At 66.7% G+C, this 20,550-nt stretch carries 20 protein-coding genes; 12 read left to right on the top strand and 8 right to left on the bottom strand.

Features of this window, described 5'->3' with window-relative positions; genetic code table 11:
* Positions 1-24 precede the first annotated feature (24 nt).
* From F462_RS09020 to F462_RS09010, 3 genes are read left to right on the top strand one after another with little or no spacing between them, the layout of a single operon-like run.
* Positions 25-1,002 (top strand): glucokinase, encoded by a 978-nt coding sequence (locus tag F462_RS09020; RefSeq protein WP_038053452.1) that lies wholly within the window; start codon positions 25-27, stop codon positions 1,000-1,002.
* A gap of 58 nt (positions 1,003-1,060) precedes the next feature.
* The gene (apaG, locus tag F462_RS09015; RefSeq protein WP_018140353.1) at positions 1,061-1,459 is read left to right on the top strand and encodes a Co2+/Mg2+ efflux protein ApaG; all 399 of its coding nucleotides are present in this window, start codon (positions 1,061-1,063) and stop codon (positions 1,457-1,459) included.
* Between the two features lie 14 nt (positions 1,460-1,473).
* Positions 1,474-2,307, top strand: a complete 834-nt coding sequence (locus tag F462_RS09010; protein WP_038053450.1) for a symmetrical bis(5'-nucleosyl)-tetraphosphatase — start codon at positions 1,474-1,476, stop codon at positions 2,305-2,307.
* A gap of 136 nt (positions 2,308-2,443) precedes the next feature.
* On the opposite strand, the gene F462_RS09005 is transcribed toward F462_RS09010, so the two are convergent.
* From F462_RS09005 to F462_RS13800, 3 genes are read right to left on the bottom strand one after another with little or no spacing between them, the layout of a single operon-like run.
* Positions 2,444-4,804 carry an ABC transporter permease gene (locus tag F462_RS09005; protein ID WP_038053447.1) on the bottom strand — a complete coding sequence of 787 codons (2,361 nt, stop codon included), beginning with the start codon at positions 4,802-4,804 and terminating at the stop codon, positions 2,444-2,446.
* A gap of 15 nt (positions 4,805-4,819) precedes the next feature.
* Positions 4,820-5,554, bottom strand: a complete 735-nt coding sequence (locus F462_RS09000; protein WP_038053445.1) for an ABC transporter ATP-binding protein — start codon at positions 5,552-5,554, stop codon at positions 4,820-4,822.
* Positions 5,551-5,709 (bottom strand): hypothetical protein, encoded by a 159-nt coding sequence (locus F462_RS13800; RefSeq protein ID WP_018874493.1) that lies wholly within the window; start codon positions 5,707-5,709, stop codon positions 5,551-5,553. The genes F462_RS09000 and F462_RS13800 overlap by 4 nt, the downstream gene beginning before the upstream one ends.
* Positions 5,710-6,340: 631 nt before the next feature.
* On the opposite strand from F462_RS13800, the gene F462_RS08995 reads away from it, so the two are divergent.
* On the top strand, positions 6,341-7,273 hold the full coding sequence (locus tag F462_RS08995) for a carbohydrate kinase family protein (protein WP_038053442.1): 933 nt from the start codon (positions 6,341-6,343) through the stop codon (positions 7,271-7,273).
* Between the two features lie 410 nt (positions 7,274-7,683).
* Here F462_RS08995 and F462_RS08990 read toward each other — a convergent pair whose 3' ends face one another.
* Positions 7,684-8,160, bottom strand: a complete 477-nt coding sequence (locus F462_RS08990) for a YbhB/YbcL family Raf kinase inhibitor-like protein (protein ID WP_038053439.1) — start codon at positions 8,158-8,160, stop codon at positions 7,684-7,686.
* Between the two features lie 117 nt (positions 8,161-8,277).
* Between F462_RS08990 and F462_RS08985 the strand changes: the two genes are divergently transcribed.
* Positions 8,278-8,709 (top strand): hypothetical protein, encoded by a 432-nt coding sequence (locus F462_RS08985; protein ID WP_038053434.1) that lies wholly within the window; start codon positions 8,278-8,280, stop codon positions 8,707-8,709.
* A 198-nt stretch (positions 8,710-8,907) separates the two neighbouring features.
* Here the strand turns inward: F462_RS08985 and F462_RS08980 are convergent, their stop codons facing one another.
* Together F462_RS08980 and F462_RS08975 are read right to left on the bottom strand one after the other, a co-directional pair.
* Positions 8,908-9,162 (bottom strand): Smr/MutS family protein, encoded by a 255-nt coding sequence (locus F462_RS08980; protein WP_038053432.1) that lies wholly within the window; start codon positions 9,160-9,162, stop codon positions 8,908-8,910.
* A gap of 10 nt (positions 9,163-9,172) precedes the next feature.
* Positions 9,173-9,658, bottom strand: coding sequence for a universal stress protein (locus F462_RS08975; protein ID WP_038053430.1), 486 nt, complete (start codon positions 9,656-9,658; stop codon positions 9,173-9,175).
* A gap of 139 nt (positions 9,659-9,797) precedes the next feature.
* On the opposite strand from F462_RS08975, the gene corA reads away from it, so the two are divergent.
* Complete coding sequence (corA, locus tag F462_RS08970; RefSeq protein ID WP_038054930.1) at positions 9,798-10,877, top strand: magnesium/cobalt transporter CorA; 1,080 nt, start codon at positions 9,798-9,800, stop codon at positions 10,875-10,877.
* Between the two features lie 60 nt (positions 10,878-10,937).
* Here corA and F462_RS08965 read toward each other — a convergent pair whose 3' ends face one another.
* Positions 10,938-11,162, bottom strand: a complete 225-nt coding sequence (locus tag F462_RS08965; protein WP_018140364.1) for a hypothetical protein — start codon at positions 11,160-11,162, stop codon at positions 10,938-10,940.
* Positions 11,163-11,555: 393 nt separating this feature from the next.
* Positions 11,556-13,613, bottom strand: coding sequence for a sodium-translocating pyrophosphatase (locus F462_RS08960; protein ID WP_038053429.1), 2,058 nt, complete (start codon positions 13,611-13,613; stop codon positions 11,556-11,558).
* Positions 13,614-14,321: 708 nt separating this feature from the next.
* Here F462_RS08960 and F462_RS08955 point away from each other — a divergent pair.
* The 6 genes from F462_RS08955 (at position 14,322) to F462_RS08930 (ending at position 20,458) form a co-directional block, all read left to right on the top strand.
* Positions 14,322-15,062: a M48 family metallopeptidase gene (locus tag F462_RS08955; protein ID WP_081911387.1), complete on the top strand. Its 741-nt coding sequence runs from the start codon at positions 14,322-14,324 to the stop codon at positions 15,060-15,062.
* 131 nt (positions 15,063-15,193) lie between these two features.
* Positions 15,194-17,305 (top strand): molybdopterin-containing oxidoreductase family protein, encoded by a 2,112-nt coding sequence (locus F462_RS08950; RefSeq protein WP_038053424.1) that lies wholly within the window; start codon positions 15,194-15,196, stop codon positions 17,303-17,305.
* 2 nt (positions 17,306-17,307) lie between these two features.
* Positions 17,308-18,147 carry a hypothetical protein gene (locus F462_RS08945; RefSeq protein ID WP_038053421.1) on the top strand — a complete coding sequence of 280 codons (840 nt, stop codon included), beginning with the start codon at positions 17,308-17,310 and terminating at the stop codon, positions 18,145-18,147.
* Positions 18,148-18,267: 120 nt separating this feature from the next.
* Positions 18,268-19,215 (top strand): Acg family FMN-binding oxidoreductase, encoded by a 948-nt coding sequence (locus tag F462_RS08940; RefSeq protein ID WP_038053419.1) that lies wholly within the window; start codon positions 18,268-18,270, stop codon positions 19,213-19,215.
* A 106-nt stretch (positions 19,216-19,321) separates the two neighbouring features.
* Positions 19,322-19,654, top strand: a complete 333-nt coding sequence (locus F462_RS08935; RefSeq protein ID WP_038053417.1) for a DUF3634 family protein — start codon at positions 19,322-19,324, stop codon at positions 19,652-19,654.
* A gap of 363 nt (positions 19,655-20,017) precedes the next feature.
* Positions 20,018-20,458 (top strand): hypothetical protein, encoded by a 441-nt coding sequence (locus F462_RS08930; RefSeq protein WP_244270868.1) that lies wholly within the window; start codon positions 20,018-20,020, stop codon positions 20,456-20,458.
* The last annotated feature ends 92 nt before the right edge of the window (positions 20,459-20,550 follow it).

Here is a 20,550-nt window from a genome sequence, read left to right as displayed (position 1 = left end):
GCCGCGATCCGTTACCATGACTTCATGGATCTGATCGTTGCCGATGTTGGCGGGACCAACACTCGCGTCGCCCGCGCCTGCCACGATGCGGGCGGCTGGGCTTTGCACGACGCGCAACGCTACCCGAGCCGGGAATATCCCGACCTAGCCAGCATCCTCGAACGCTGGCGCAGTGAACAATCCTCCGTGGATCGCTTTTCCGGGGCGGGCCTCGCCGTCGCCGGCCCCGTGCGACAGGGCCGGGCACGCGTCACTAACCTGGCCTGGCCGCCACTGGAAACGACCCACCTGAGCGAACGACTCGGCGTACCGGTCACGCTATTGAACGACTTCGCAGCCATTGGCTCCAGCCTGGACGCCCTGCAGCCCGAGGACTACGAGATACTGCAGACAGCCCCTCAGGATCCCGCCGGATTACGCCTGGTTGCGGGTGCTGGAACCGGACTCGGGACCTGTCTGGTGGGCCCACCCGGCGCGGCCACCATCTATCCCGGCGAGGGCGGGCACGCCCGATTTTCGCCCTGCGGCACGGAGGAGTCCGCACTGGCGGACTTCGTCAGCCGCGAGACCGGATACTGCACGCGGGAACATCTTCTCAGTGGCCGGGGAATTGCTCGTATTGGCCATTTCGAACTCGAACGTCGACCGGATCCAGACCTGCAACAAGCCTTGGCCACTGCGGACCCAGCCGCCGCCATTGCTCAGCTGGCCCACGCCGAGCATCCGGCGGCCAAGGCCGTGATCGATCGCTTCGTGAGTGTGTACGCCGGTCAACTGGCCGACATGGCCCTAACCGCACTCCCCACCGGCGGCGTATTTCTGGCCGGTGGCATCGCCCCGCGCTGGATCGAAACCTTCCGCGAACCACGCTTTCGCAGCGCGTTTCGTAATCGCCCACCAATGACCCACCTGCTTGAGCAATTGCCCGTGGCCCTTATCATGCACCCTGAACCGGGCCTGCTTGGCGCTGCTGTTTGCGCCAGTCGGTCCGTGAAACCCTGATGCCGGATTGGCCCCGTGCGCAGGCGTTTCCCGCTCACGAACCTGGAGCCGCAACCGCATGAACCAGCCCCAAGAGCACGACCCCGAGGCCCACACCATCGAGATCGAGGTCTCGACGGCCTACGTGGAAGACCAATCCGAGCCCGATGACGACCGCTACGTCTTCGCCTACCACGTGGTGATCCGTAACGCGGGCGCCCTGACCGTGCAGCTGATCAATCGTCACTGGATTATCCGTGACGGTCGCGACCAGACCCAGGAGGTCCGTGGCGAGGGGGTGGTCGGTGAACAGCCCAGCATCGAACCCGGGGACAGCTTCGAATACACCAGTGGCACCGTGATCGAGACCCCGGTCGGAACGATGGAGGGCTCCTACGGCATGCGCGACGAACGCGGCAACAGCTTCGACGCACCCATCCCGCCGTTCACCCTCTCCGTCCCGCGCACCCTTCACTAGGGGGACAAGCAAAGATGGCGCTCTACGCCGTCGGCGACCTCCAAGGTTGCCTGGACCCTCTGGACCGCCTACTGGAACAGGTCCACTTCGATCCTGCCAACGATCATCTGTGGCTAGTGGGCGACTTGGTCAACCGTGGGCCGGATTCACTCGGCTGCCTGCGCCGGGTCCGCGCGCTAGGCGCTGACGCGACTTCGGTACTGGGTAACCATGACCTGCACCTACTGGCGACCGCCGCGGGCGTCCGCGAGCCCGGCGGCAAGGACACCCTGCGCCCGGTACTGGATGCCCCAGACGCTGGCGACCTGCTGGACTGGCTGGCGCAGCGCCCTCTGCTGCATTCCGACCCGGCCACCGGATGGACGATGGTGCACGCCGGCATCCCGCCAGCGTGGGACCTGGAGGCAGCGCAAGCTGAGGCACGACAGGTCGAGACCGAGCTGAGCGAGCCAAAGCGCCGTCACGCCTTCCTGGAAGTAATGTTTGGCAACGAGCCAGCGCAATGGCATCCCGATCTCGCCGGCTACGACCGCCTGCGCTACACCGTCAACGCCCTAACGCGCATGCGCTATCTCACCGCCAATGGAGCCCTGGAGTTCGCTGGAAACGGTCCGCCCGAAGAGGCCTCGCCGGACCTGACCCCCTGGTTCCGCATGCCCGACCGCGCGGCGGCCGGCCAGGCGATCGTGTTCGGTCACTGGGCCGCGCTTGGGCACCGGGTCGGGCCGGACTGGTTGGCACTCGACAGTGGCTGCGTCTGGGGTAATTGCATGACACTTGCGCGCCTCGACGAGGCCGAAGGCGATCCCGCGCGCGTGACGACATGGCAGGCTCCCTGTCCTCGCTAACCCGGCACCGCCATCCCCACGCCTGCCCGCGCCGCACCACCACCTTCGTCACCTGACGATTGCGATCGCTTCGTCCAGCCGCCTGCCAAAATTGGCTGGACGAAGCGATCGGAAACGTCGAAGCGAGGCCCACCGCTCACTCGGCGGCTTTCAGCGCCTGTACGCGGTCGAGCTGCTGCAGGCGCCGCCAGGCGAGGAAGGCGGTCAGACTGGCCGCGACCAGGATGCCGAGTGCGGCGAAGCCGTAGGCCTGCGGCGTAATCACCAGCGGCACGCGGAACAGATCCATCGCAAAGGCCTGGTTCAGCAGCCAGGCGAAGCCCGCACCGGTCAGCCAGGCGACCGGGATCGCAGCGAGGGTGAGCACCGCGATCTCGCCGAGCAGGATCCAGCTGACCTGACCCCGCGAGTAGCCGAGCACCTCCAGCGTGGCCAGGTCGCGGGCGCGCTCGGCATAGGTGATGCGCGCGTTGTTGTAGGTCACGGCAAAGGCGATGGACACGGCCAGCGCGACGAACACCATCGCGAAGACGATGACGGTCTCGCCGATGTATTCGCGGATGTTGCGCTCGGCCTCGGCGATCAGTCCGACGCTGGCGACCCGCGGGCGGTCGGACAGGCTGCGGAACAGCGCATCCTCCTGCGCGCGGTCGGTCAGCAACCAGGCCCCGGAGACCGCGGGCCCCTCGCCGATCATGCGGTTCAGGGCCGGACGGTACATATAGGCGCCGACGCCGATGGGCTCTTCCACCACACCGGCCAGCGGCACCGTGACCGTGCGGCGGCGGCCCTCCAGGATCTCAACCTCCACCGGGTCGCCCACGCGCAGCCCGAGCTGTTCCGCCAAGTAGTCGGTCAGGAGGATGCCCTCGTCCGGCAGTCGGCCACGCCCGCCGCCCATCGGCAGTTGCCGCAGGCGCGGTTCGGCGTCCAGCCCCAGCAGGCGCACGCGCTCCTCGCGGTTCACGCCGACCAGCCGCACCGGCACCGCCCGGAAGGTCTCCACCGCCAGCACGCCCGGCTCGTGGCGCAGCTCGCCGGCCGCGCGCGCCGGCACCGGGTCGGTGAACTGCAGGTCGATGTCCATCTGAAGCACCTGCCCGTACTGGGTGTCCAGCATCTGGGTCACCGCGTTCAGCTGGTAGGCGCCCATCAGCAGCAGCCCGCCGGAGAGGCCGATGCCGATCACCGACAGGACGGACTTGAGCCGGTGGCGCGCGAGGTTGCGCAGGATGATCCGGGTCGGCTGATCGAACGCGGCCCAGGCCGACGAGCGCTCCAGCCAGCCGCGGTGAAAGCGCTCCGGCGCCGGCGGGCGCATGGCCTCGGCCGGCTGCATGCGCACCGCCTGCCAGACCGCGCGGAAGGTGCCAAGCATGGCCGCGCCCATGGCCACGCCCACCGCCAGCACCATCACCCAGCCCTGCAGGCGAAAGCTCATCTCCGGGAAGCGGAAGTACTCGGCGTAGATCCCGGCCAGCCCCTGCGCGGCCCAGGCCCCGAATGCGAGCCCCAGCGCACAGCCCACCAGCACGATGCCGCCGGTCAGCAGGGCGTAGTGCCCGGCGATCGCGCCGTTGCCGTAGCCGAAGGCCTTGAGCACGGCGATCGGCTCGCGCTGGGAACGGATGATGCGGCCGACGACAACGTTCAGCAGAAAGGCCGCGACGGCCAGGAAGATGGTCGGAAGGATCGCCGCCTGCGCCCGCAGCTGGGTCAGCTCCTCGGACAGAAAGCGATGCGAGAACTGGTCATCGCGGCCATAGGCCCCCATGCCGCCGTAGCGCGCGAGCTCCCGGTCCATTGCCTCGATCACGGGGGCCGGGTCTGCACCCGCCTCCAGGCTTACGGCCACCGAGTTGAACGCCCCCTCCATCCCGTAGGCGGCGGCCAGCGCGCGGCGGTTCATCCACAGGATGCCGTAGCGTTCGTAGTCCGGCAGCAGGTCGGTGGGGCTGATCTGATAGACAAACTCCGGCGACAGTGCGATGCCGCTAATCTGCAGATCGGTCAGGCGCCCGTCGATGATCGCGCGCAGGGAATCGCCGGCCCGCAGCTCGTGGGCCTCCGCGAAGGCCTCGCTGACAACCACCTCGCGCTCGCGCCCGGCCTCCGGCAGCCGTCCCTCGCGCAGGTAGAGCCGGTTCAGCAGTGGCTCGCCCCCGTCGGGTATGGAGAGCACGGTGCCACGGATCGGCTCGTCAAAATCGGCGACCTCCAGGCGAACCGGGGCCTGCACCCGGGTCTCGATCTGGTTGATCCCCGGCGTATCGCGAAAGCGCTCCACCGCGCTCTCCGGCGCGCGCTTGATCTCCGCGAACACGTCGGCGAACTGGTACTCCGAGTAGAAGCGGTCCTTGGTGATCGTGAGGGCATCGAGGCTCGTCACGGCGATCACCAGCGTCATCACGCCGCTCGCGATGACCAGCGCGATCGCGGCGGCTTGCCCTTTCAGGTGGCCGAGATCACGCAGGATCTTGCGGTTCAGCGCGCGCATGGTCAGACGCCGTCGCTACCAGTGCAGCTCGGCCGGCGACTGGCGCGTGGCGTTCTCGTGGATCTCGCTCACACGTCCGTCGCTCAGTTGAATGACCCGATCCGCCATTTCGCCGATCACCGCGTTGTGGGTGATGATCGCCACCGTCGTGTCCAGGCGCTCGTTGATGTGCTGCAGGACCTCCAGCACGCGGATGCCGGTCTTCGAGTCCAGCGCACCGGTCGGTTCGTCGCACAACAGCACCGCCGGCTGCTTGGCGATGGCCCGGGCAATCGCCACCCGCTGCTGCTCGCCGCCGGAGAGCTGCGAGGGGAAGTGGTCCATGCGGTCCTCCAGCCCGACCAGCGCGAGCGCCTCCTCCGGTGGCATCGGGTCGCGCGAGATCTCGGTGACGATCGCCACGTTCTCGCGCGCGGTCAGGCTGGCGATCAGGTTGTAGAACTGGAACACGAAGCCGACATGGTCGCGGCGAAAGGCCGTCAGCGTGCGCTCGGAGGCCTGCGCCAGGTCCTGGTCGCGATAACGCACCTCACCCTCGGTCGCGGTGTCCAGCCCGCCCATGATGTTCAACAACGTCGACTTGCCGGAGCCCGAGGCCCCCAGCATCACCACCAGCTCGCCGGTGTAGAGCTCCAGGTCCACCCCGCGCAGGGCGTGGATGGTCACCTCGCCCATGCGGTAGACCTTGGTCACCCCCGCCGCGCGGAAGATCACCTCCCGCGTGGCCACAGGAGCCGGGGACGCGCTCATACGGGGGCGGCTACCAGGTGCGTGGTCGGCGGCGTCGCGGCCCCCGGCTCGGGCGCGCTTGGCAGGATGCCGCCCTCACCGTCCAGGCTCATGGACCACAGGCTCAGCAGCAACAGCAGGATGATCAGGATCGGGATCAAGATGCGCGGTTTCATCGGACGGGCCCTCGCTCGCGGCAATACCTCCATGCTGCCACAAAGCCTCCGGCACGGCCTCGCCCCGGCCGGGCCAACGTCGGGGTTGCGCCCGGAGATCGCCACGTCGCCTTCGGCTCCTCGCGATGACGTTGCTTTTGCCCCCATCATTGCGAGGAGCGCAGCGACGAAGCAGCCTCCGAAAGCTGGCAGGGCATCCACGATTCACCTTCGGGGACAGCGTCGGGAAATGACTCGCTTCGCTCTCCCTGCGGGCCGGCCTGCGGCCGTTCAACCCTCTGCGCGCTTTTGTGCCACGGCCCCTGAAGGGGCCTCGCAATGGCAGGACAGCAAGCAACGTCATTGCGAGGAGCCGAAGGCGACGTGGCAATCGGCCAAGGCTGTCTGCACGCAGGAACAGGCGGCTTCGGATGGAGATCGCCACATCGCTTCGCGACTCGCGATGACGGGGGGGGTACGAACGACGTCGCGCGAACCCCCGATTTGTTGTTTTGCGCCCAAATATTTACCCTATGCGCACCGTCCGGCCTGCCGCAGACGCGCCGAGCACCCCGAAATCGCGCGCCGCAGAGCCGCTTTGGCACCACAAGCGGTGCCATGCCAACCCGTTTCATCAACGCAAGGAGTCAACATGTCCGCACTCATCTGTGGGTCCATCGCCTACGACACCATCATGGTGTTCCCCGACCGCTTCAAGAACCACATCCTCCCGGACAAGGTGCACATGCTGAATGTGTCCTTCCTGGTCCCGGATATGCGTCGTGAGTTCGGCGGCTGCGCCGGCAACATCGCCTACAACATGAAGCTGCTGGGCGCGGACCCGACCATCATGGCCACCGTGGGCGGCGATTTCGCGCCTTATGGGGACTGGATGGACAAGCACGGCATCTCGCGCACGTTCGTCAAGGAGCTGAAGGACACCTACACCGGTCAGGCCTTCATCACCACTGACCAGGACGACAACCAGATCACCGCATTCCACCCGGGCGCGATGGGCTTCTCGCACCAGCAGAAGGTCACCGACGCCAGCGGCATCAAGGTCGGCATCGTGTCCCCGGACGGCCGTGACGGCATGATCGAGCACGCCCAGCAGTTTGCCGACGCCGGCATCCCGTTCATGTTCGACCCGGGCCAGGGTCTGCCGATGTTCGACGGCGACGATCTCAAGCGCTTCATGGAGAACGCTACCTACGCCGCGTTCAACGACTACGAGGCGCAGCTCACCGCCGATCGCACCGGCCTGAGCCTGGAACAGCTGGCCGAGATGGTCGACGCAATGATCGTCACCCGCGGCGGCGAAGGCTCCGACATCTACACCGGCGGCAAGAAGATCACCATTCCGTCAGTCGAGCCGGCCGCGATCAAGGACCCGACCGGCTGTGGCGACTCTTACCGCGCCGGCATCCTGTTCGGCCTGGAAAAGGGCTTTGATTGGGAAACCACCGGCCGCATCGCCTCGCTGATCGGCTCAATCAAGATCGCCCATTCCGGCACCCAGAACCACCACTTCACGCCGGAGGCGTTCGCCGACCAGTTCGAGAAGGCCTTCGGCTACCGCTACTAAGCACCCCCCGCCGCCCTGGGTACCCACCCGGGAACGCAAAAGGCCCGGCCCGAGCCCCCTCGGTCCGGGCCTTTTTGTGGGTGGCACTCACTCCGCCCCCTGCCCCCTGCCCCCTGCCCCCTGCCCCCTGCCCCCTGCCCCCTGCCCCCTGCCCCCGTGGGAGCGTGCTTGCACGCGAAGCCCCTGCCCGCGCCCGACTCTAGGGAAACACTGATTTATCAGCGTTTCCCGGCGGCACAGGGATGTGCTGCCGGAATCGGCCACCGCAGGTGGTTGATTCCGAAGCAAGCTGCAAACCGCGTTTGAAGCGCCGCGCGCGCTGAGAAAGCCAGGATGGCTTTATTCAGCGCTTCCCTAACAGGGGCTTCGCCGCCAAGGCGGCTCCTGTAACAAGAATTGTGAGCCTAGGGCTAGCCGCGCTGGTAGGTGCCAACCAGACGGTTCATGCCGATCACGTGCGATTCAGCGCGTTCCAGGAACTGCCCCAGCGTCAGGCCGGGCGGCAGCTGCAGATCGGCGTCCAGCGCCAGCAACCAGAAAAAGTAGTGGTGTTTGCCGTGGCCCTCGGGTGGCATTGGTCCGCCATAGCCGGTACGGCCAAAATCCGTCTGCCCGGTCGCGCCGAGGTCGGTGCCTTCGGGCAGGCCGCCCAGGTCCGGCGGCAGGTTGTACAGCACCCAGTGCACGAAACCATAGGTGCCCGGCTGGATTAGAGGGGCATCCGGGTCATGGCAGATCACGGCCAGACCCTTGGTGCCCTGCGGCAGGTCTCGCCACTGCAGGGCCGGCGAGGTGTCCTCGCCTTCTCCGCTATGGCGCTTCGGAATCGGCTGGCCCGGGCCAAAGGCGGAACTCGACAGCTGCAAATCGGATAGCGCAAAACCCATGACTCGCTCCTCGTCATCTCCAATACCCGCACCGTAACGCGGCGAGGCACCGGCATCCAAGCCGGGGCGCGATCGCCGCCGCTTGCGTGCAGGCGGGCAGATACGGATGATCGCGCCATGCGTGCGAAACTGAAAAAGTGGCTCGGTCGCCGGGATCCGGCGGAGCGTGCGGCCCAGGCGGTCGACCGCGGACGTTCCGGTATCGAAACGGTCCTGGGGCTCCCCCACCGGCTTTCGGTACCCCTGCTCCGCCGCCACTTCGGCGATGCCGCACAACCTTCCGACGAGGCCTTTCGCGAGACCGGATGCGATGGCTACTGGGAACTGCCCGCGCCTGGCCCCGAGTTCGAGGTAAGGCTGCACGGGAACGCCGAAGGCCGCCTGATGCTGGGGACCATTACCGGACTTGGTCCGTACACCGGCCTGTTGGTGTTCAGCGAGTGGTCTCCGGATCACCCGTCTGCCGTCTGGCAACTACGCGTGGAGGAGCCGGCCGGCGAGTCCGCCCGGGCGTTGCACGACCACCTGCTCGACCCGGAGCGCGCATAGCAAACCCCTGGAATAAGCATCGACCTCGGCTACGAACTCGCCGACCGTAAGCTGGGCCACCAGAGGCCCTAGACCTCTGTTCGCCCCTGTGGGAGCCTGCTCGCAGGCGAAGCCCCTGCCAGATCTGGACGCAGGCAAGGGTGCTCGCCTGCAAGCAGGCTCCCACGTCCAGACCGCAGGAGGCGGCCGGCGCAGGGGTCAGTGTTTGAAATGCACGAACAGTCGTCCGTGGTTCTTGGAATCCTTCTCCACGCGGTGATAGCGCGCTTTGATTTCCGGCTGATCGAGAAAGCGCAGCACGCGCTTCTTCAGCTGCCCGCTGCCCTTGCCGTGGATAATCTCCACGGTCTTGATGCGCTTGTCGCAGGCCTGCTCAATCACACCGTTCAACTCGGCGTCGATCTGACGGCCATTGCGGAAACACTCGTGCAGGTCAATCGACAAGCGCGACATCGCTGGTCGGTCAGTTCACCGTGACCACGATGCAGCGCGCCAGCTGCTGCACCTTGTGCGACACACTGCCGGACAGCAGCCCCTGAAGACCTCCAAGTCCACGCGAGCCCATCACCACCATATCCACGTCGTGGTACTCGGCCTGCTGCAGGATCACCTTGGCCGGAGAGCCATCTTCGACGTGGTGCTCGATATCGCTCACACCCAGCTCGGTGAAATACGCCTCGGCCTGTTCGATCAGCTTCTTCGCGATATCCCGCAGCACCTTGGGCGGCACCGACGAACTCACCGCGGCTCCCCCGACCGCCAGCGGCGGATCATCCGGGTCCGTCAGGTCGGACAGTTTGCGGATATGCGGCGGGACCTCGCCCTGCAGCAGGACGCTGACCAGCACCACCCGGGCGTGATACTTGGATGCCAGATCCGCGGCCACCTCCACCGCGCGCCAGGCGTTGGCGGATCCATCCACCGGCACCAACATGGTCTTCAGTTCCATACCGCGCTCCTTGTCTCTTCCCCGTGGGACCCGCTGGCGGCCGGCCCGTTCAATCGCCGTCCAGACTGCCAGACTCGTATCCCGCGCGCACCACTTTTCGCGCCCCTATACTGAGCGGAAAACCGGCATGGAAACCGCGATGACCCGCCTATTCGAAAAGACCTACCTGAAGCCCGGGGCCGCACCCGGCCACGGGGCCCACACCACGGAACATCCGCACGTCGGTGATGCCACCGTCTCCGCCTGGCACTACCACCGCGAGGAGCTGCTAGAGCTCGACCCGCAGCGCACCCTGCGCGAAGGCGTGCCGGATCTCGACGGCGGCTTTGTCTGGCTGCACCTGCAAGGGGCGCCCGGCCCACGCCAGCTGCACGAGCTGGGCGAGGCCTTCGACCTGCACCCACTGGCCCTGGAAGACGTGCGCCACCAGGGCCAGCGCCCCAAGGTCGACTTCTTCGACGAACAACTGGTGGCGATCCTGCGCCAGCCCCGCCACCACAACGGTGGCATCGAGCTCGATCAGATCAACCTGTTCGTGGGTAGCCACCTGGTCATCAGCATCCATAGCGGCGAGACCGACCCCTTCGATCCGGTCCGCGAGCGCATGCGCGGCGCCAATCGTAACTTCAACCGGCTCGGTGCCGCATACCTGGCCTATGCCTTGATGGACAGCGTGATCGACCAGGCCTTCCCGGTACTGGAGCAAATCAGCGAACGCCTGGAGACGCTGGAAGAACGCGTCCTCGAACGGCCCGACCGCCACACCCTCGGCGAAATCCACGTGCTGCGCCGCGAACTCCTGGTTCTGCGTCGCCAGCTATGGCCCACGCGCGACGTGGTCGCCCGGCTGATGCGCGACGACATGGAGCCCTTCACCCCCGAGCTCTTTCCGTATCTGCGCGACGCCCACGACCATACGATCCAGATCATGGACCTCCTCGAGTCCTACCGCGAGATGGCCGCCTCCCTGATCGAGGCCTACATGTCCGCCATCAACCAGCGTTCCAACGACGTGATGCGCGTGCTGACCATCATCGCCACCATATTCATACCGCTGACCTTCATCGTCGGCATCTACGGCATGAACTTCGACCACCCGGACAGCCCCTGGTCCATGCCCGAGCTCTATACCTACTATGGCTACCCCGTTGTCTGGCTGGTCATGCTCAGCGTCATCGCCGGCATGCTCTACTTCTTCCGCCGTCGCGGCTGGCTATAAGCCCCGACCGCGAGGGAAGCAAACAGGCCGCGTCCAGCGGCATCAGGCGAACCCGCGCAGTCAGTCGTCCTTGAGCTCATCGTGCCAGCCGCGGTCCAGCCCGAATTCGAAGCTGTAGATCCGCAGCCCCTCCGGGAAGGCGGCCTGCATGCGCCGCTCGAACTCCGCGTACACCTCCGCCTTGTGCTGCTGCACGTCCCAGTCCCTGTCGGGGTCGATCCCTTCGACCTCGAGTTCCATCTTCATTTCCATCTCGGGTGTCATCTGCAATCGAATTTTCGGCATGATCTTCGTCCTTATGGTCGGATGCGAAAATAGACCCGGTCTCGGCTAGGGAGACGCTGATTGAATCGCACGTCCGCGCTCGAGTCGCTTTTGCGTGCGAACAAGGCGCGGTGACTGCCGTGCAGTCACTCTGCACAAGGGAACCGCAACGCCGTTCCCACGCCCGTTTTTGATCAACAACGGGCGGCCGAGCCCCTGCTTTCAATGGCTTGTGGGGTTGGTGCCCCCCCCCCGATTCTGAATGAATATGGTCCGATCCTGCGTTGCGCCCCGAATCCATCAGAAACGGGCGGGTAGAACCACTGCCCGCTCCACGACGCGCCTTGTCTCGGAACGCCTTGTCTCGGAAAACAGGGGGCACCAACGCGGACGTGCGATTCAATCAGCGTCTCCCTAGAGGACCGGAATGATCAGCAGCGCCATGATGTTGATCACCTTGATCAACGGATTGATCGCAGGCCCGGAGGTGTCCTTGTAGGGATCGCCCACGGTATCGCCGGTCACCGCGGCCTTGTGCGCCTCGGAGCCCTTGCCCCCGTGGTTGTCGTCCTCGATGTATTTCTTGGCGTTGTCCCAGGCACCACCGCCCGTGGTCATCGAGATCGCGACGAACAGGCCGGTCACAATGGTGCCGATCAGCAGACCGCCGAGGGCCTCCTTGCCGAGAAACACGCCCACCAGGATCGGTACCAGCACCGGCAGCAACGACGGGATGATCATTTCCCGGATCGCCCGCTTGGTCAGCATGTCGACCGCAAGGGTGTAGTCCGGCTTGGCGGTGCGATCCATGATGCCGGGGATCTCGCGGAACTGGCGGCGAACCTCGTTCACGATGCCCGCGGCCGCACGCCCCACAGATTCCATCGTCATGGATGCGAACAGGTAGGGCACCAGCCCGCCGATAAACAGGCCGACAATCACCCGTGGATCACTCAACTCGAACACGTGACCGATACCCGTATGGGCGGCCAAACCGTGGGTGTAGTCGGAGAACAGCACCAGCGCCGCGAGGCCCGCAGATCCAATCGCATAGCCCTTGGTGACCGCCTTGGTGGTATTGCCGACCGCATCCAGAGCATCGGTCACCTCTCGCACTTCGGACGGCAGGTCGCTCATCTCGGCGATGCCACCGGCGTTATCGGTGACCGGCCCGTACGAATCCATCGCGACGATGATGCCGGTCATCGACAGCATCGCGGTCGCGGCAATGGCAATGCCGTAGAGCCCGCCCAGTGCATACGACACCAGGATTGCCACGCAGACCGCCAGTACTGGAGCAGCGGTTGCCTTCATCGAAATCGCCAGGCCCGCAATGATGTTGGTGGCGTGCCCCGTGGTGGAGGCCGCCGCCAGATGCCGTACGGGTCGGTACGAGGTGGAGGTGTAGTAATCCGTGACCATCATAATCACGGCGGTCAGTCCAAGACCGACGAGGGCCGCCCCGAACAACCGCAACGCGGCGCCGCTTTCCACGCCCATACTGCCGGCGAGTGCGTCATCCGGGATGATCAGCATAGTGATCGGCAGGAACGCGATTGCGGCCAGACCGCCCGATACCGCCAGCCCCATGTACAGGGCCTTCATGATCTCGCCACCGTGGCGCGCGCGAACAAAGAACGTCCCCACGATGGAAGCCAGGATCGCTGCACCCCCGAGCACCAGCGGGTAGACCGCCGCCATCACGCCCAGGTCTCGCACCAACAATGTTCCAAGCATCATCGTAGCGATAATCGTGACGGCGTAGGTCTCGAACAGGTCCGCGGCCATCCCGGCGCAGTCACCCACGTTGTCGCCCACGTTATCGGCGATCACTGCCGGGTTACGCGGATCGTCCTCGGGGATGCCGGCCTCGACCTTGCCGACTAGGTCAGCACCCACATCCGCGCCCTTGGTAAAAATGCCACCGCCCACACGCGCGAAGATCGAGATCAGGGAACCACCAAGCGCAAGCCCCACCAGCGGAAACAGATCGACCGTCTCGCCGCTGGGCGTGAACATCCAAAGAATGGCGAAATAGCCGGCGACGCCCAGCAGCCCTAGGCCCACCACCAGCAGACCGGTCACCGCGCCACTGCGGAACGAGACCTTCATCGCGGGTTCGAGCCCATCCATCGCGGCTGCTGCCGTGCGGACGTTCGCACGCACGGCGACATGCATGCCGATGTAGCCTGCCGCACCGGACAGCACCGCCCCAATCAAGAAACCGATTGCAGAAGCAATACTGATAAAGATCCAGATCAGTAGGAAGACCACCACCCCAACGATTGCGATGGTGATGTACTGGCGCTTCATATAGGCGGAGGCACCTTCCTGGATGGCCCGCGCGATCCGGCGCATCTCGTCGTTGCCCTCGGACATTCCGAGCACCCAGCGTATGGACCACACGCCGTAGATCAGTGCCAACGCGCCGCATACCAACGCGAACACGAGCCCTACCTCTGACATCGTCATTGCTGCCTCCCCTCGTACTGCTACTGGTCGGTGTCGGGGAAGCACGGCGTCACCGACGGCTTGCCCGGGGTCACCGGTCATCCCGGCCACCCAGCCCGAGGACGGCCGTCGTAGAGCGATCGGCATCCTCTTGTGTCTTGTTGTTGCCTCTGCTGCCTGCCTTTCTGCTGACGTTCTCGGTCGGCTCACTCGTCCGCGCGATCGTTCGCGGCGCGGCGCGGGAAGTTCCCGTTCGGCATTACCCCCTTTGCCACGTACGGCCCCAGAAACGTGGCGGGACCTAGCCGATCTCCTCACTGCCCGTCGGGGTCCGGAGGGCCGACTGATACGCAGGAAAGCCCCCTACCTGCACCGGCTCGCCGGGACCAGAGGACCATCGCCCAGGCGCGTCTCGCGCCCGGAACCGGAACCCAATGGGCATCGAAGCTACTCCCCGCTCCAGAGCGAGTCAATACCATATAAACAGTATGTGTTAATGCGCAAATTGCTGTTATTATTATGTTTTAATTTAATTAACTTTACTGAAACGATGCCGACCTCTCGATCGCCAAAAACCGACTATGTTGGTAACCAGAACGGAACCAAACTGCCAAGAGGTACGGGATGACAACGATCGCAAGGCGCGCGATTTGCGGGCGACGGGTTCCAGCAATCGCCTTGGCCGGACTACTCATCGTGTCCGCAGGCGGCTGCGCACCCACGATGACGATGCAGGAAGAACGCGAACTGGGCGACGAACTGGCGCAGGAGTTGAACGAAGACCTGCCGATCGTCGAAGCGTCCGCCGTCCGTGACTACATCAACCGCCTCGGTCGTTCGATCGCGGACGTCGCAGATGATCGCGACTCGATCGATTACACCTTCTATGTGGTTAACGGCCCGGATGTGAACGCCTTTGCGGTGCCGGGTGGACACATCTACGTCTACCGCGGCTTGATCGAGCGTGCGGACGAGATGTCCGAGTTGGCCGGAGTACTGGCGCACGAGGTGGGCCATGTGGTGAAGCGCCACGGCATCGAACAATGGCAGCGCGCCCAGCAGGCGCAAATGGGCCTCGCCGTGGTCTATGGCGTGATCCTCGGGCGCGACCCAGGCGCGGCAGAGCAGGTGGCGGTGCAGGTCGGAGCCGCTGGCGTATTTGCCGGCTACAGCCGCGAAGCGGAGCGCGAGGCGGATGCCGTCGCCATCGGCTACCTGGTGGATGCCGGCATCCACCCCATCGGGCTGGTGTCGTTCTTCGAGACACTGCTGGACGAACGCGACCGAGATCCAAGCCAGGTGGAACAATTCTTCGCCACCCACCCCACCACCCGGGAACGCATCGCGAACACCCGCGACCGGATCGACTCGCTCCCGAACGACACGCTCGAAGGGCTGACCGGCGACACCCAGGAGTTCCAGCAATTTCGCCGCGAGGTCGAGGCCCTGCCCGCCGCCGAATCCGATTAACCACAGAGAGCGCCTTCCGGGCGGGTCGCCCGGGTAGCCCCGATCATTCGGGAGTTGCTCGTGGCGGGCAGAGGCGCGCGGCATAATGGCCACGCGGCATCCGGACCGACCCCGAACAAGGCCTCCCCCCTATGAACACCGTAAAAAGCACCTGTTACGAGTGCGATGCCAACTGCGCGATCGACGTGCACCTCGATGCAGGCGGCGAGCCAGTCAGGATCGACGGCCCCGATTGTCCCCGCTGCTACGTGCAACTCGACCGGCGCAATCACCCGGAGCGCCTGTTGTATCCGATGCGGCGCACCGGGCCGCGCGGCAGCGGCCAATTCGAGCGCATCACCTGGGATGAGGCGCTGGATACCATCGCCGCACGCCTTAGCGCCACCCGCGAGGCACATGGCGCCCCGGCGGCCGCCTTCTTCGCCGGCTACACCAAAGAGGCCCGTCCGCAGCTCCAGCGCCTGGCACATGCCTTCGGCTCGCCCAACTACCTGACCGAGAGCGGCTGCTGCTTCTCGGCCACCAAGGTGGCGGAGGAGGTGACCTTCGGCACCAGGATCAAGACCTCCTCCACCGTAGCCTCGGATGCGACGCGCTGCCTGCTGGTGTGGTCCACCAACCCACGCGGCTCGATCCCGCCGTTTCACCAGCATGCGCTGGCGGCGGCACGTCCCGGCTGCGCCACCGTGGTCGTGGACCCGCGGGTGACCCCGCTGGCGGAGCAGGCCGAGGTGCACCTGCAGATCCGCCCGGGCACGGATGGCGCGCTGGCGCTGGGCATGCACCACCTCATCTTCGCCAACGGCTGGCAGGACCAGGCCTTCCTCGACGAATGGGGCAGCGGTGTGGAGACCTTTCGCGACTACGTGGCGGAATTCCCGCCGGAGCGCGTCGCCGCGACCTGCGGTATCGACGCCGCCGACCTGAAGCGCGCCACCGAGCTCTATGCCACCCAAGCCCCGGCGCAGATCATGCTCTCGCCCACCGCGACCGTGCAGCACAGCAACGGTTTCCAGAACCACCGTGCGGTGATCCTGCTCGCGGCCGTTACCGGCAATATCGACCGTGAGGGTGGCAACCGCTTCTTCAACGACAAGGTCACGCCGAAGCCCATCGACCTGTTCGACCACTGCAAGCAGAATCTGCCGCCGCGCATCGGCGACGAGACCTTCCCGGTATGGACGGCCCACTGGCCGGCCGCGCAGAGCATGCTGTTGCCGGATGCGATCCTCGACGGCCGGCCGCAGCGGGTGCACGCGCTGCTGGCGATGGGCATCAACACCGCGATGTGGCCGAATTCAGAACGCATGGAGGAGGCGCTGGGCGCGCTGGATTTCTTCGCTGCATCGGACTTTTTCCACAACCCGGCTACGCGCATAGCGGACATCGTGCTGCCGGCCGCCACCAGTCTGGAGCGCCCGGCGCTGATCGCCTATCCCGGCTGCAACTTCCGCGGCGAGCTGCGTTACCGGCATCAGGCGGTGGCCCCGCGCGGCGAGGCGCGCGCCGACGGTGAGGTGTTCCTGGAGCTGGGCGTGCGCCTGGGGATGGGCGAGCAGTTCTGGAACGGCGACCTGGAGGCCAGCTGGGCCGAGGCCGCCGAGGGTATCCCCGAGACCATCCGCGAGCAGGTGTACAACGACCCGGACGGGGTCACCGTATTCGCCAAGGCGCTGGACGACATGGTCGAGCACGGCTTCGAGGAGGGCGACCGCCAGTACCGCCTGCATGGCTTCCGCACCGTCAGCGGCAAGGTGGAATTCGATGCCGCCGAACTGCGCGCGGCCGGGCACGACGGCCTGCCAGTCTGGCGCGAGCCGGCCGAGAGTCCGGTTTCCACGCCGGAGCTGGCGCGCGACTACCCGCTGGTCCTGACCAGCGGCGCGCGCCACAAGCACGCCACCCACTCGGAGCACCAGTACCTGGAGCGCATGCGCCGGGCAATGCCGGAGCCGCTGGTGGAGCTGCACCCCGAGGATGCCGCCGCGCGCGGCATCACCGACGGTGACACCGTGGAGGTGCGCTCGCCGCGCGGGCGGGTCGCCTTCGTGGCGAAGGTCACCGAGCGCATCAAGCCCGGTGTCGCGCACTGCCAGCACGGCTGGAACCATGCCAACGTCAACGAGCTGACCGACGACCGCAATCTCGACCCGATCAGCGGCTTCCCCGCGTTCAAGTCGCTGCTGTGCGAGGTGGAACGCCTGCACGCCGGGCACGAACAACGCCTGCCGGAGGCGGGCTGACCGTGCCCTTCGTCGGCGTCCTGCCCGAGCGCCGGCACCTGTTCCGGCCGCAGCCGCGGCGGGAGGTGGCGGTGTCGGACGCCGCCGCCTGGCGGCTAAATCCCGCGCATCGTCACGTCTACGACAAGCTGCGCCTGGCCCTGGATGCGGGCCTGACGGCCGCGCCCTGCGGCGTCGCGCCCACGGACCTGGGGCTAGGCGCGGCGGACACGGTGTTCGTGAAGCCGATCACCAACCTCGCCGGCATGGGGCTGGATGCGCGTGCCGTCGCCGCCGGCGAGGTGCCCGCCGAGCCCGGCAGCTTCTGGTGCCAGCGCCTGGAGGGCGCCCACACCAGCACTGACTGCCTGGTGGAAAACGGCGCGGTGCGCTGGTTCGCCCACACCCGCGGCTCGGACGAGAAGGACGCCGCGCGCCCGATCTACTGGGAGATCGGCGCCGCCGTGCCCGAGGTGGAGCCGTGGATCGCCGACTGGGTGCGGCGCAACCTGACCGGCTACAGCGGCATCTGCAACATCGAGCTGATTGGCGGGCGACCGATCGAGGCCCACCTGCGCGGCTCCAACGGCTTCTTTGACTTCTACGGCCCGGCCTTCATCCCGGCCTGGGTGGCGCTGGCAGACGGCGAACCCTTCACCCCGCCCCCACCGATCCCCGGCGGTTTCGTCATCTCGGTATTCGGCGAGATCGAACTGCAGGACGCCGACTTCCGAGCCGCCGAGGCAGCCGGCGTGAATCTGCAGCCGGACCTATCCACCCCCGGCCGCGCCGCCATCCTGCGCTGCCAGGATCGGGACGCCGGCTTCGCCCTCTACCAGCACCTCACCGGCCACACGCTGTAACCCCTGACTTCAGACCCATGACCGCCGCCAGCCCGGGCGGGACAGTAACAACGTCGTGATCTGCTTGCGGCTGCACCGGCAACAGTCGCCAGCTGCGCATGGCGTCGGTATGTTGGCGCCATGGAGATTGACCCCGTGATCCGCGAGTGGCTGTGCCTGGCCGGGCAGGCGCCCTCCTCGCACAACACCCAGCCCTGGCGGTTCCGTGTGGACCGCGCAGGGGTCGAGGTCTGGACCGATCCGGCGCGCTCGCTGCCCGTGAACGACCCGACCGGGCGCGAGCGCATCATCAGCTGTGGCTGCGCGGTGCTGAACCTGCGCGTGGCCGCCGCCGCGGACGGCCAGGGCCTGAACGTGCGCCCGGAACAGGCGGGCGACGGGCCATTCGTGCGCCTGCTGACCGGGCACCACGGCGGGCCGGACCGGCAGAAACTGGCACCCCTGCGGGACTGGATCGGTGCGCGCCACTCCTGGCGCGGCCGGTTTCGCCCGGACCCACCCTCTGCAGACATCATCACCACCCTCGTGCAGACCGCCCGCCAGGAAGGGGTCTGGCTGCGTCCGGTCACGGAGCCCGAACAGCGCAGGGAGGTCGCCGAACTGATCCGATCGGCGACGGCGGCGCAGTGGAAAAATCCGGCCTGGCGGCGCGAGCTGGCGCACTGGATGCGCGCAGCCTCGCGCGGCGACGGCCTGCCAGTCGGTCGGTTTAGTGGCGGTCTGACGCGCTGGAGCGTGCGCCACCTCGTATCCGCCCGGGCAATGGCCCGGGGCGAGGCCCGCGCGGCCCGGGCCACCCCGGTGCTGCTGGCACTGGGCACCGGGATCGAGGGCCCGATGCAGTGGCTGACAGCCGGGCAGGCCCTGCAGCGCGTACTGCTCGAGGCCGCGCGCCACGGGCTCTGCGCGCGTTATCTGAATCAGCCGATCCAGCAGGCCGAATGGCGCCCCAAACTGGCCGAACGGCTCGGCGGGGGCCAGCCACAGATGCTGTTCGCGCTGGGCCGTCCGGAAGGCACACCCCGGCCCACGCCGCGACGCCCGCTGGAGGCGCTGCTGAAGCGCTGAGGCCAGCACCCTCACGCGCCCATTCGAGACGCCACGCGGCAGGGGCATGAATGGTGTGCGCTACACTGAGTCCCCGCCCAGATCACGTCCGACACCACCACCCGTCATGCTGCTCACCCTGCTCATCATGTTCGCCCTGCTGGGCCTTGGCCTCGCGCTGATGCTCTGGCATGCACGGCAGGTGTTCGCGGTGGAGCTGCGCGATGGCGCAGCCCGCGTGCGGCGCGGCAAGCCGCCGGCCGCGTTCCTGCGCGGCTGCGAGGACGTCGCGCGCCAGTTCCAGCTGCAGCGCGGCCGCATCACCGCCGTGCGCACCGACGCCGGCGTGCAGCTGCGCTTCTCCCGCGATCTCCCGAAGAAGACACACCAGGCCTTTCGCAACGTCTGGACGCCGCCGCCGGGCGGCGGGGGTGGCGGCGGCATGCGCGCGACGGGATAACGCACACCGACTTGCGGGCGCCCGGAACCTGCTCGGAGGCATGTGACTGTGGCCCTCTAGGATGCAGCGACGCGGGATTCGCCCCAAGGGGTCGCCTCGGGGGAACGACAGGGCGATCACGCGGGTGGACACTCATCCGAACATTTCCTGATGGAATGCGAAATCCGATAGTCTCGCCCCCGGCGAACAGGCCCGGGGGGCTACACAGCACCGGGATACATGACCCGCGCATGGGTTCACCACGAGCATGCCGCCTGCCTCCGAGACGCCCTCGGCTGCGCAAGGAATGCGGCCACCCTGACATCGAATGGAGCGAATGACATGAATGGATGCCACCCCTTTCCCCTAATGCGATTTACCCTGGTGCGACTTGCCCTCGCGCTGGCGGCCCTCGCGATGCTTGCGGGCTGCGCCACGCTGGATGTGGACTCGGGTGACCCCGAGCGACTGGCGGCCGCCGAGCGGTTCTATGTGGAAAAGCTGCCGGCGGATGAACGCGGGATCGAGCACGTGATCGCCCAGGAACTGCGAGCAATGAACTACGACGCGACCTCGGGCCCGCGCCGCGACGCGCTGGACAATGTCGATGTGCTGGTGACCTACCAGGACCGCTGGGCGTGGGACATCACGATGTACATGCGCCGGCTCGACATCCAGTTCCGCGACCCGGAGACCCGAGAGGCGTGGGCGACCGGCACGGCCGAGCGCGGCTCGCTGAACCGCAAGCAACCAGGCGAGTTTGCCCGCGAAATCCTGGAACCGATGACCGGCCAGTCGGCGGACGCGAACGCCTCGGGTGAATAGCCGGGCACCGGCCGGGTCTGGGTGATGGTCGCGAGCGTAGTGGAAGCCGTGCACGAGGGAGCGGCAAAAGGGCCGCTCATCCGCATGCATCG

Source organism: Thioalkalivibrio sp. ALJ1, from assembly GCF_000745395.1.
Taxonomy (GTDB): Bacteria; Pseudomonadota; Gammaproteobacteria; order Ectothiorhodospirales; family Ectothiorhodospiraceae; genus Thioalkalivibrio.
The sequence above is the reverse complement of the archived record's forward strand: the minus strand, read 5'-3'. Positions and strand labels throughout refer to the sequence as shown.

Bases quoted from the DNA above. Each gene is read 5' to 3' on its own strand.
- F462_RS08985 (WP_038053434.1), top strand. From the start codon at position 8,278: ATGCGTGCGAAACTGAAAAAGTGGCTCGGTCGCCGGGATCCGGCGGAG.
- F462_RS08990 (WP_038053439.1), bottom strand. From the start codon at position 8,160: ATGGGTTTTGCGCTATCCGATTTGCAGCTGTCGAGTTCCGCCTTTGGC.
- F462_RS09005 (WP_038053447.1), bottom strand. From the start codon at position 4,804: ATGCGCGCGCTGAACCGCAAGATCCTGCGTGATCTCGGCCACCTGAAA.
- F462_RS08960 (WP_038053429.1), bottom strand. From the start codon at position 13,613: ATGACGATGTCAGAGGTAGGGCTCGTGTTCGCGTTGGTATGCGGCGCG.
- F462_RS08980 (WP_038053432.1), bottom strand. From the start codon at position 9,162: ATGTCGCGCTTGTCGATTGACCTGCACGAGTGTTTCCGCAATGGCCGT.
- F462_RS08995 (WP_038053442.1), top strand. From the start codon at position 6,341: ATGTCCGCACTCATCTGTGGGTCCATCGCCTACGACACCATCATGGTG.
- apaG (WP_018140353.1), top strand. From the start codon at position 1,061: ATGAACCAGCCCCAAGAGCACGACCCCGAGGCCCACACCATCGAGATC.
- F462_RS08950 (WP_038053424.1), top strand. From the start codon at position 15,194: ATGAACACCGTAAAAAGCACCTGTTACGAGTGCGATGCCAACTGCGCG.
- F462_RS09010 (WP_038053450.1), top strand. From the start codon at position 1,474: ATGGCGCTCTACGCCGTCGGCGACCTCCAAGGTTGCCTGGACCCTCTG.
- F462_RS08955 (WP_081911387.1), top strand. From the start codon at position 14,322: ATGCAGGAAGAACGCGAACTGGGCGACGAACTGGCGCAGGAGTTGAAC.
- F462_RS08975 (WP_038053430.1), bottom strand. From the start codon at position 9,658: ATGGAACTGAAGACCATGTTGGTGCCGGTGGATGGATCCGCCAACGCC.
- F462_RS13800 (WP_018874493.1), bottom strand. From the start codon at position 5,709: ATGAAACCGCGCATCTTGATCCCGATCCTGATCATCCTGCTGTTGCTG.
- F462_RS09000 (WP_038053445.1), bottom strand. From the start codon at position 5,554: ATGAGCGCGTCCCCGGCTCCTGTGGCCACGCGGGAGGTGATCTTCCGC.
- F462_RS08965 (WP_018140364.1), bottom strand. From the start codon at position 11,162: ATGCCGAAAATTCGATTGCAGATGACACCCGAGATGGAAATGAAGATG.
- F462_RS09020 (WP_038053452.1), top strand. From the start codon at position 25: ATGGATCTGATCGTTGCCGATGTTGGCGGGACCAACACTCGCGTCGCC.
- F462_RS08935 (WP_038053417.1), top strand. From the start codon at position 19,322: ATGCTGCTCACCCTGCTCATCATGTTCGCCCTGCTGGGCCTTGGCCTC.
- F462_RS08940 (WP_038053419.1), top strand. From the start codon at position 18,268: ATGGAGATTGACCCCGTGATCCGCGAGTGGCTGTGCCTGGCCGGGCAG.
- corA (WP_038054930.1), top strand. From the start codon at position 9,798: ATGACCCGCCTATTCGAAAAGACCTACCTGAAGCCCGGGGCCGCACCC.